Annotated in this window: 8 protein-coding genes; 2 read left to right on the forward strand and 6 right to left on the reverse strand. The window is 48.1% G+C overall.

Annotation, left to right across the window (positions count from 1 at the left end; genetic code table 11):
- The first annotated feature begins 25 nt into the window (after positions 1-25).
- Positions 26-253 (forward strand): DUF2909 family protein, encoded by a 228-nt coding sequence (locus CBE68_RS17200; protein ID WP_087507414.1) that lies wholly within the window; start codon positions 26-28, stop codon positions 251-253.
- Here the strand turns inward: CBE68_RS17200 and CBE68_RS17205 are convergent.
- From CBE68_RS17205 to lexA, 6 genes are all read right to left on the reverse strand, one after another.
- Complete coding sequence (locus CBE68_RS17205) at positions 250-1,125, reverse strand: cytochrome c oxidase subunit 3 (protein WP_087507416.1); 876 nt, start codon at positions 1,123-1,125, stop codon at positions 250-252. The genes CBE68_RS17200 and CBE68_RS17205 overlap by 4 nt on opposite strands.
- A gap of 12 nt (positions 1,126-1,137) precedes the next feature.
- Positions 1,138-1,716 carry a cytochrome c oxidase assembly protein gene (locus tag CBE68_RS17210; RefSeq protein ID WP_087507418.1) on the reverse strand — a complete coding sequence of 193 codons (579 nt, stop codon included), beginning with the start codon at positions 1,714-1,716 and terminating at the stop codon, positions 1,138-1,140.
- Complete coding sequence (gene ctaD, locus CBE68_RS17215) at positions 1,713-3,308, reverse strand: cytochrome c oxidase subunit I (protein WP_087507420.1); 1,596 nt, start codon at positions 3,306-3,308, stop codon at positions 1,713-1,715. Before ctaD ends, CBE68_RS17210 begins: the two co-directional genes overlap by 4 nt.
- A 12-nt stretch (positions 3,309-3,320) precedes the next feature.
- Complete coding sequence (coxB, locus tag CBE68_RS17220; protein ID WP_087507443.1) at positions 3,321-4,388, reverse strand: cytochrome c oxidase subunit II; 1,068 nt, start codon at positions 4,386-4,388, stop codon at positions 3,321-3,323.
- A 408-nt stretch (positions 4,389-4,796) separates the two neighbouring features.
- Positions 4,797-5,405, reverse strand: a complete 609-nt coding sequence (locus CBE68_RS17225; RefSeq protein ID WP_087507423.1) for a SulA-like leucine-rich domain-containing protein — start codon at positions 5,403-5,405, stop codon at positions 4,797-4,799.
- The gene (gene lexA, locus CBE68_RS17230) at positions 5,402-6,022 is read right to left on the reverse strand and encodes a transcriptional repressor LexA (RefSeq protein ID WP_087507444.1); all 621 of its coding nucleotides are present in this window, start codon (positions 6,020-6,022) and stop codon (positions 5,402-5,404) included. The genes CBE68_RS17225 and lexA overlap by 4 nt, the downstream gene beginning before the upstream one ends.
- A 151-nt stretch (positions 6,023-6,173) precedes the next feature.
- Between lexA and plsB the strand changes: the two genes are divergently transcribed.
- The gene (plsB, locus tag CBE68_RS17235) at positions 6,174-8,552 is read left to right on the forward strand and encodes a glycerol-3-phosphate 1-O-acyltransferase PlsB (RefSeq protein WP_087507425.1); all 2,379 of its coding nucleotides are present in this window, start codon (positions 6,174-6,176) and stop codon (positions 8,550-8,552) included.
- Positions 8,553-8,693: the final 141 nt, after the last annotated feature.

Genomic DNA, 8,693 nt, shown 5'->3' on the forward strand with positions numbered 1-8,693 from the left:
CTTTACTCAACCATTAGGAGACAACATGCATTGGTCCCTTAAAGCCCTTATCGTGGTTCTCCTCATTACCGTGATTGTTAATTTAGCGCTGGCGCTAAAACAAATGCTGGCCAACTCTAAGTCCGGCGACCACACTGAAAAATCTATGTCGAGTTATATCGGTCGTCGGCTTATATTCTCTGCTTCGATTCTGCTCCTGTTATTGCTGCTGGCTGCCAGTGGCCACATTGGCTTTAATCCTCGCCCTTACTAAAGGACGTAAACAAAGACAAACAGGCAGAGCCACACCACATCGACAAAGTGCCAGTACCAACTCCCTGCCATGAAAGCAAACTGCTGATCATTGCTGAAGTGGCCTTTCACCACACGACCGAACAACACAATGAGAATGATGGTTCCGAGTGTCACGTGCATGCCGTGAAAACCGGTTAACAAGAAGAATGTGTTGCCGTAAATACCGGCGTCGAGTGTTAATCCCATCTCAACATAAGCATGGATGTATTCCACGACCTGCAAGTACAAGAAGCCGAGCCCCAATATAATGGTAAGCAATAGCCAAGCAGTTAAGGCGGTGCGTTTACCTTTTTCCAAGCTGACATGGGCGATATGCAAGGTAATCGACGAAATAAGCAAAATGATGGTGTTGTAAAGTGGCAGACCGGACCACCCCATGGCTTGAGTTTCGCCACCATCAGGGGTTTTGATAAGTGGCCAATGAGCGGTGAACTCTGGCCACAGTACCGCATTTGTCATTTCGTTGTTGCCAGCGCCGCCTAACCATGGCACGGCAATCATCCGAGCATAGAATAAGGCGCCAAAGAACGCGGCAAAGAACATCACTTCCGAGAAGATAAACCAGCTCATTCCCTGTCGGAACGAGCGATCCATTTGCTCACTGTACATACCCGACATGGATTCGTGTATGACATTTCCAAACCAACCAATCAGCATAATGATGAGCAGCGTTGAACCCGCTAGCAATATCCAATGGCCACTGCCTCCTTGCTGGTTCATTTGCTGCACAGTAGTACCGGCACCAACAGCAATGAGAAATAGGGCAATGGCGCCAACAATCGGCCAAGGACTTTGGGCAGGCACATAGTATTTCTGGTATTGCTGACTCATTGCATTGTCCTCTTACTTGGCCATCGCTACTTCGGCGCTTGGATTGTTGTCATGTTCGGTGATGTCATAGAGCGTGTAAGCTAAGGTCAAGGTGCCTATCTCTTTTGGCATATCGGGGGCAATGTAAAACTGCATCGGCATGACCTTCCGCTCTCCCGGCTTTAACGGCTGTTGATTGAAACAAAAGCATTCGAGTTTTCTTAAGTACTGCGCACCGAGGCCGGGCGACACCGAAGGAATGGCCTGCGCAACCACGGGTTTGTTAGTGGTGTTTTCAACAACAAAATCGACTTGGGTCATCACCCCAGGGTTAACTTTGATGGTCGATAGCTGCGATTCAAACGGCCAACTTACCCCCTTGGCATTGCGTGTCATGAACTGGACTCGCACTTGCCGGTCAAGATCGGCTTCAATAGCCACTACTTGTACTGCTTCGTCATTGGTCTTGCCGTTTAATCCGGTGATCTCACAAAACACGTCGTAAAGAGGCACCAGCGCAAAACCAAAACCAAACATACCGACGACCACCAGTACCAGCCGACTAACCAGCCTTGCGTTTGCTTTGTCGTTCGGTTGACTTGTACTACTCATTTGATAGCCGGCGGCGTTTCAAAGGTGTGATAAGGCGCAGGCGAAGGTACGGTCCACTCGAGTCCCTCGGCACCTTCCCATGGCTTTGCCGCAGCTTTCTCTCCACCCCGTGCGGCTTTAACCACAACGGCTAAGAAAATTAGTTGCGACAAGCCGAAGGCGAATCCGCCAATGGAAACAATTTGGTTCACATCGGCAAATTGCAAAGCGTAATCGGGGATACGTCTGGGCATGCCCGCCAATCCCAAAAAGTGCATCGGGAAAAACAAAATGTTGACAGAGACAAGTGAGCACCAGAAATGCGCTTTGGCGAGAAACTCGTCAAACATGTAGCCAGTCCACTTCGGTAACCAGTAGTAGGCCGCTGCATAGATAGAAAAAATTGCACCGCTGACTAGAACGTAGTGGAAATGGGCGACAACGAAATAGGTGTCGTGATACTGAAAATCAACCGGGGTAATGGCCAACATTAAGCCACTAAATCCACCGATAGTGAACAGGATGACAAAGGCCAAGGCAAACAGCATCGGCACTTCAAAAGTCATAGCTCCGCGCCACATCGTTGCCACCCAATTGAATACCTTCACCCCGGTCGGCACCGCAATGAGCATGGTGCAGTACATGAAGAACAGTTCACCAAACAACGGCATGCCAGTGGTAAACATATGGTGGGCCCAGACAATAAAACTCAAGCCAGCAATTGAGGCCGTGGCGTAGACCATCGATGCGTAACCAAATAACGGCTTACGAGCAAAGGCTGGAATGATCGCGGAAACAATACCAAAAGACGGCAAAATCATAATGTAAACTTCGGGATGACCGAAGAACCAGAAAATATGCTGGAACAATACCGGATCACCACCACCAGCAGCGTCAAAGAAGCTGGTGCCGAAATACTTATCGGTTAGTACCATAGTGACAACGCCAGCCAATACAGGCATCACGGCGATTAATAAAAACGCGGTGATTAACCAGGTCCAAACAAATAGCGGCAACTTCATCCATGTCATGCCCGGCGCACGCAAGTTGACAATGGTAACGATGACATTAATGGCACCCATGATTGAAGAGATACCCATAATGTGGACCGCGAAGACAAATAGCGCAGTGCTGTCGTTTGAATAAGTCGTTGATAACGGAGCGTAGAAAGTCCAACCAAAGGCTGGCCCTCCGCCTTCCATAAACAGTGAGGCGAGCAAAATGGCAAAGGCAAACGGTAGAATCCAAAATGACCAGTTGTTCATTCTCGGTAACGCCATATCTGGCGCACCAATCATCATTGGGATCATCCAGTTTGCAAGTCCAGTGAACGCTGGCATTACTGCACCGAACACCATGATCAAGCCATGAACCGTCGTCATTTGGTTGAAGAAATTTGGCTCAACAAGCTGTAACCCAGGTTGAAAGAGCTCGGCTCTGATCACCATGGCCATCGCGCCACCAACCAAAAACATCGAAAACGCAAAAATTAAGTACAGGGTGCCAATATCTTTGTGATTGGTCGTCAGTAACCAGCGCATAATTCCCTTGGGCGCGTGATGATGATCATGATGACTTTCGTTGTCGAGCGTTTGTTCCGTCACAGATGACATAATTGCAATTCCTTACTCCGCTGCATTCTTGCGCGCTTGTACATCGGCGGCCTGAATTAATTCACCAGTATCATTTCCCCACGCATTTCGCTCATAGGTCACCACAGCCGCCAATTCTTTTAGCGATAGTTGTTTGCCGTAACCGGCCATTGCCGTACCCGTCTTACCGTAAAGCACAATATCAATGTGACCGTCAGCATCTTTGGTGACCATTTCACTACCAGCTAACGCCGGGAACATACCGGGAAGGCCCTGGCCGTTAGGTTGGTGGCAAGCCGCGCAGAATTGGTCGTAAGTTCGCTTACCCAATTCCATCAACTCCTGCTCGGGTAACTGCATTGCCAACAGTCGCTGCTCTTCCTCTTGTTTCGCTTTTTGTTTGGCCACTTGCTCAGCAAGCCACGCATCGAAATCCGCTTGTTCTTTGGCAATAACGACGACTGGCATAAAGCCATGGTCCTTACCACACAACTCAGCGCACTGACCGCGGTAGATCCCTGCTTTGGGAACATTGGTCCATGCTTCGTTGATAAAGCCAGGGTTCGCGTCTTTCTTTACCGCAAATTCAGGGACCCACCACGAGTGGATAACATCATCTGAAGTCATCAAAAAGCGCACCTTGGTGTTAGTCGGGATAACTAGAGGGCGATCGACCTCGAGCAAATAGTTGTCGCCTTTAGCTAACTTGTTCTCAATTTGCTTCTTAGGCGTCGCTAAAACGCTATAAAACTCCAAATCGTGCTCAAAATATTTGTAATGCCATTTCCACTGACTACCGGTGACCTGAATGGTCAGCTCAGCATCGTCGGAATTTTCCATCGCAATAAGGGTTTTAGTAGCGGGAATTGCCATACCGATGAGAATTAGAAAAGGAATGGCGGTCCAAAGAATCTCTACTTTGGTGCTTTCGTGGAAGTTTGCAGGTTTAACCCCGCGAGATTTGCGGTGCCTGACGATGGAGTAAAACATCGCTCCAAAAACGATGAATCCGATAATGCAACAGATGTAGAAGATGGTCATGTGCAGGTCATATACCTGCTCACTGATGTTGGTGACACCCTGACTTAGATTGAGTGGCATGTCTTTGGCGTCACTGGGAAATGTCGCTACAGCAGCCAGCCATGGCAATCCGATGTTTTTCAAATCCACCTAACGTCCTCCAATTCCATACCAAATCGGTATAGCGGTGAAAACGCAGACGGCATAACGAATATTCGTTACCGCGTTTTTTATCGCGATGCTTTTTAGAATTAATGCAAGTATCCAGATCAGTCCAGCGATCCAGACCGCAGATTGTTAAATTTTAATTTATGATTCAATTGGATAGAGCATAAGCACTAATCGAATTGACGTGCCAACACACTGAATTTGAGATGTTTTTAATTTTTTTTGATTTAAAACAATGTAATTAACATTATTTAAAAAATTGTTAGAAAGGTGATCTAGTTCTCTTGCCCGACTACTCTCTGGGCAAGTCGCCGCTTCAGATCAATGCAAGCAATGCTGGTAGTTAGCTAACTGATTGTTTTCTTTAACAGGAATGTCAATTTGAGTCACGTTAGCCGAGTACTGATGCGCCATAATGTTGGGCCAACGGAGCGGTTGATGTGATGCTTCGCCTTTGGGAAATACGAAACTAAGCGCTTTCGTACCCCGAGCCGCCAACTTTAATCGCTTAACATCGCGGTTAGAGAGCTCATCTGTCCAAGTCAAAATGCATGCTGCGTTGTTTTTAACCAGCGCTTGCTCTGCTGCCCACAAGCTATCGAAATCGTCATTACCATGAACCACCAGCAACCGGCTTGGATCAACATCGGCCATTTTGGCAATAGTATCTAACGCAGTTTTTGGCGGCTTTAACAGGATTAGCCAACCGGTTTGATGACTTAAAGTACTTAGCGCTGGCTCCAGTGACTGGAGCAATTGTTGTTGACCATGAGCAGACATTTCATAGATGACCTCACTCTGCCAACCACCAGCAGGTAACTGCTGATTCAGCGCATCATGGCCGGTGGCAATACACGATCTGGGGTTGCCAGCTGCCGAAACCTGCCAGACGCCTGGGTGCTTGACCCGCTGCTGAGCGAATTGCTTCATAACCATTCTCCATTGCGAATGACGCCAACAGCCAAACCTTCAATTGAGAAATGTTGATGACGAAGGTCGACTTCAATTGGATCGAATTCAGGATTCTCTGCCAGCAATAGCACTTTATGGCCATTTTGCTGTAGCCGTTTAACAGTGACATCTTCTTCCACTCTGGCGACTACTACCTGTCCATTTCGCGCGACTTGGGTACTGTGCACGGCTAACAAGTCGCCATCGAGGATACCAATATCCTTCATACTCTCACCGTTCACACGGAGCAAAAAATCAGCTTGTGGACGAAACAAGTTGGGGTCTACCGCATAATGTGATTCAACATGTTCCTGCGCCAAAATTGGCTCTCCGGCTGCAACCTGACCAATTAATGGCAGGCCTTGCTCATCATTGGCGGCTTCCTCAAGCAGAAGTCGAATTCCACGGGAAGTGCCAGGTAAGATCTCGATGACGCCCTTACGAGCGAGAGCCTTGAGGTGTTCTTCTGCAGCATTGGGACTCTTGAATCCTAACTGACGCGCGATTTCCGCTCGCGTTGGAGGCATTCCCGTTGCTTCAATCGTGTCTTTGATTAACTGGTAAATCTCAGCCTGTCGAGGCGTTAGAGGTCGCATTGAAGTTGCCATATTTATGCCTGTTTATCTATACAGTACCACTGTACAGTAATACAGTATTTTTTGATTGGCAAGCAAAAAGCTTTCATCCATTTGCATTTAGCCTTTGTTATACTCCGCAACTAGCCTTTATCAGTCAGTTCCAATAATCATGATCCAACACTCAAAGTTGCTATCCCACTTGATCAAGTGGTCGCTCAAGCTATTTGTCAGAACCCGAGCAATTAGCTCCGAAGCTGTCGCCTCTGCGGCTGATCACCCAATTGTCTATGTGTTGGAGCATGATAGCGCTGTCGATACATTGACGCTGGCTAAAACTGCCAAAGAATTGGGTTTACCTTGCCCATTTGAAGCAGATACGCGTGTGCTTTATATCCATGGCCACCGGTTTCAGCGGGGCCACGGCAGTCGTTTGCAAGCCACCATTCAACAGTTGCTATCGGCGCACCAACGCAATCCAGAACTCAATACGCAACTTCTGCCAATTACTCACTTCTGGGGCCGTAGCCCGGAAAAGACCAAAGGCACGATCAGCAGTTGGTTCGCCGATCACCCAACGCCGGGCTGGCTGCGTAAGGTTTGGATGGTTATTTTTCTTGGTCGCGACCACTTTATTCGTTTTGCCCCGCCAGTTTCCATTCGCGAGTTTGTCGAACGATACGGCGATGACCAAACCAGTGTGCAACGCATCACTCGAGTAGCGCGTGCTCACTTTTTCCGTCAGCGCTTAGCCGCGACGGGCCCGCGCCTACCGAATAAAGAACGTATGTTCAAAGAGTTGACCCGCAACGATGCGATTCGACAAATCACCGACGCCGATCCGAGCAAACAAGAAGCAATGCGCGCTAACGCTCGCTCCTACCTGCAGGAAATCGCCGCTACCTATTCCAACTCGTTGGTGGTGGTCCTTGATCGCTTTATGACTTGGCTTTGGAACCGACTCTATCGGGGAATCAACGTCAACAATATTGAGCAAGTAAGACAACTTGCCGAGTCCGGCAAGGAAATTGTTTATGTACCTTGTCACCGCAGCCATATGGACTACTTACTGCTCAGCTATGTCATCTATCAACAAGGGCTGGTACCGCCGCATATTGCTGCTGGCATTAATCTTAACTTCTGGCCGGCGGGGCCAATCTTTCGCCGCGGTGGTGCGTTCTTCATTCGCCGCTCATTTCGCGGCAATAAACTGTATTCCACCGTATTTCGAGAGTATTTGAGTTGGCTAATCAAAGAAGGCTTCCCAGTCGAGTATTTCAGTGAGGGCGGTCGTAGTCGCACCGGCCGTTTACTAACACCGAAAACCGGCATGCTGGCAATGACAGTTCAAAGTCAGTTGAGCTCACAAAGTCGTCCTATTGTGCTGGTACCTATCTACCTCGGCTATGAGCATGTCATGGAAGTGACCACTTACCTGAAAGAGTTAAAGGGCAAAAACAAAGAAAAAGAGAATTTCTTTGGCACCCTTAAAATCCTTCGCAAACTGCGAAACTATGGTCAAGGCTACGTCAATTTCGGTACCCCAATATCACTTGATGAACACTTGTCTAGCTTCGATTCAGAGTGGCGCAATAACAACCCAGATGAACGCCCATCGTGGTTATCAGAAGCGGTATCTACTCTGGCTGAACGCTCAATGACCGAGGTCAACAACGCAGCGGCAATCAATGGACTGACACTTGCAGCGATGGCGATTCTCAGCAATGACAACCGTGCTATGAGTGAGCGCTCTTTGGCACTGTTCCTGAATAGTTGCTTGGACTTATCTCGCTTGGCGCCTTACCACGATAATACAACTGTACCGATAGAAGATGGTCACACATTGCTGAAACAAACATTGGAGCTAGATAAGTTTCAAGTTAACGAAGATAAGCTTGGCAATGTCATTAGTTTGGATGCTTTCGGTCAGATCGTGATGACCTATTATCGCAACAATATTATTCATCTCTTTGTTTTGCCGAGTTTAATGGCAGCAGTCATCGTCGAACGTGGTCACGTCAACAAGCAACAATTGTTTGACGATATCAATGCGCTGTTCCCACTGTTGCAAGTCGAGCTGTTTCTCAACCCATGCCAGTCATGGCGTCAACAATACCTCGACAATATATTGATGGCCTTTGAATCGCTCCAGTGGATATCGAATGAAGAGGGTGTGGTAGCGATTAGTGGCAAGCGCAGCGCGCAACATTTGCAACTAAGCCAACTGGCCAATGTCGTCAGTGAAACGCTACAACGATACAGCATTGTTCTGGAGTTATTGGATTTCCGCCAGGATATTGCCCGCAGTGCGCTGGAGTCAGAATCGCGAGCAGTAGCAGAACAACTCGGAAAATTGCATGGCATCAACGCACCAGAGTTTTTCGATAAACAACTATTCGCCACTTTGACGACGCAACTCAAGTCAATGGGCTTACTCGACGGTGATGACTCAGCCAAGCATTCATTGCAACAGTATCGCCAATTAGTATCAGGGTTAGTCTCAAGTGATATCCACAAGAGCATCGAGCAGCTCGTTCAACAACCGAGATAACCTTTGCCTAGTTGCAAGCAAAGGCCCGCAAATGCGGCAATGCTGATCAGTTAAGGATCGGTTGACCGATCTTCTGAACATAGGACAATCCGGTTTCCCCTTATGGAGCCGGATTTTTTTATGTCTATTACTGCCGTCCTC

It is taken from the genome of Neiella marina (assembly GCF_002165625.1).
In the GTDB taxonomy this organism is placed as follows: domain Bacteria; phylum Pseudomonadota; class Gammaproteobacteria; order Enterobacterales; family Neiellaceae; genus Neiella; species Neiella marina.

Excerpts from the sequence above, each read along its gene's own strand:
- CBE68_RS17200 (WP_087507414.1), top strand. The coding sequence starts at position 26 with ATGCATTGGTCCCTTAAAGCCCTTATCGTGGTTCTCCTCATTACCGTG.
- CBE68_RS17205 (WP_087507416.1), bottom strand. The coding sequence starts at position 1,125 with ATGAGTCAGCAATACCAGAAATACTATGTGCCTGCCCAAAGTCCTTGG.
- CBE68_RS17210 (WP_087507418.1), bottom strand. The coding sequence starts at position 1,716 with ATGAGTAGTACAAGTCAACCGAACGACAAAGCAAACGCAAGGCTGGTT.
- ctaD (WP_087507420.1), bottom strand. The coding sequence starts at position 3,308 with ATGTCATCTGTGACGGAACAAACGCTCGACAACGAAAGTCATCATGAT.
- coxB (WP_087507443.1), bottom strand. The coding sequence starts at position 4,388 with ATGCCACTCAATCTAAGTCAGGGTGTCACCAACATCAGTGAGCAGGTA.
- CBE68_RS17225 (WP_087507423.1), bottom strand. The coding sequence starts at position 5,405 with ATGAAGCAATTCGCTCAGCAGCGGGTCAAGCACCCAGGCGTCTGGCAG.
- lexA (WP_087507444.1), bottom strand. The coding sequence starts at position 6,022 with ATGCGACCTCTAACGCCTCGACAGGCTGAGATTTACCAGTTAATCAAA.
- plsB (WP_087507425.1), top strand. The coding sequence starts at position 6,174 with ATGATCCAACACTCAAAGTTGCTATCCCACTTGATCAAGTGGTCGCTC.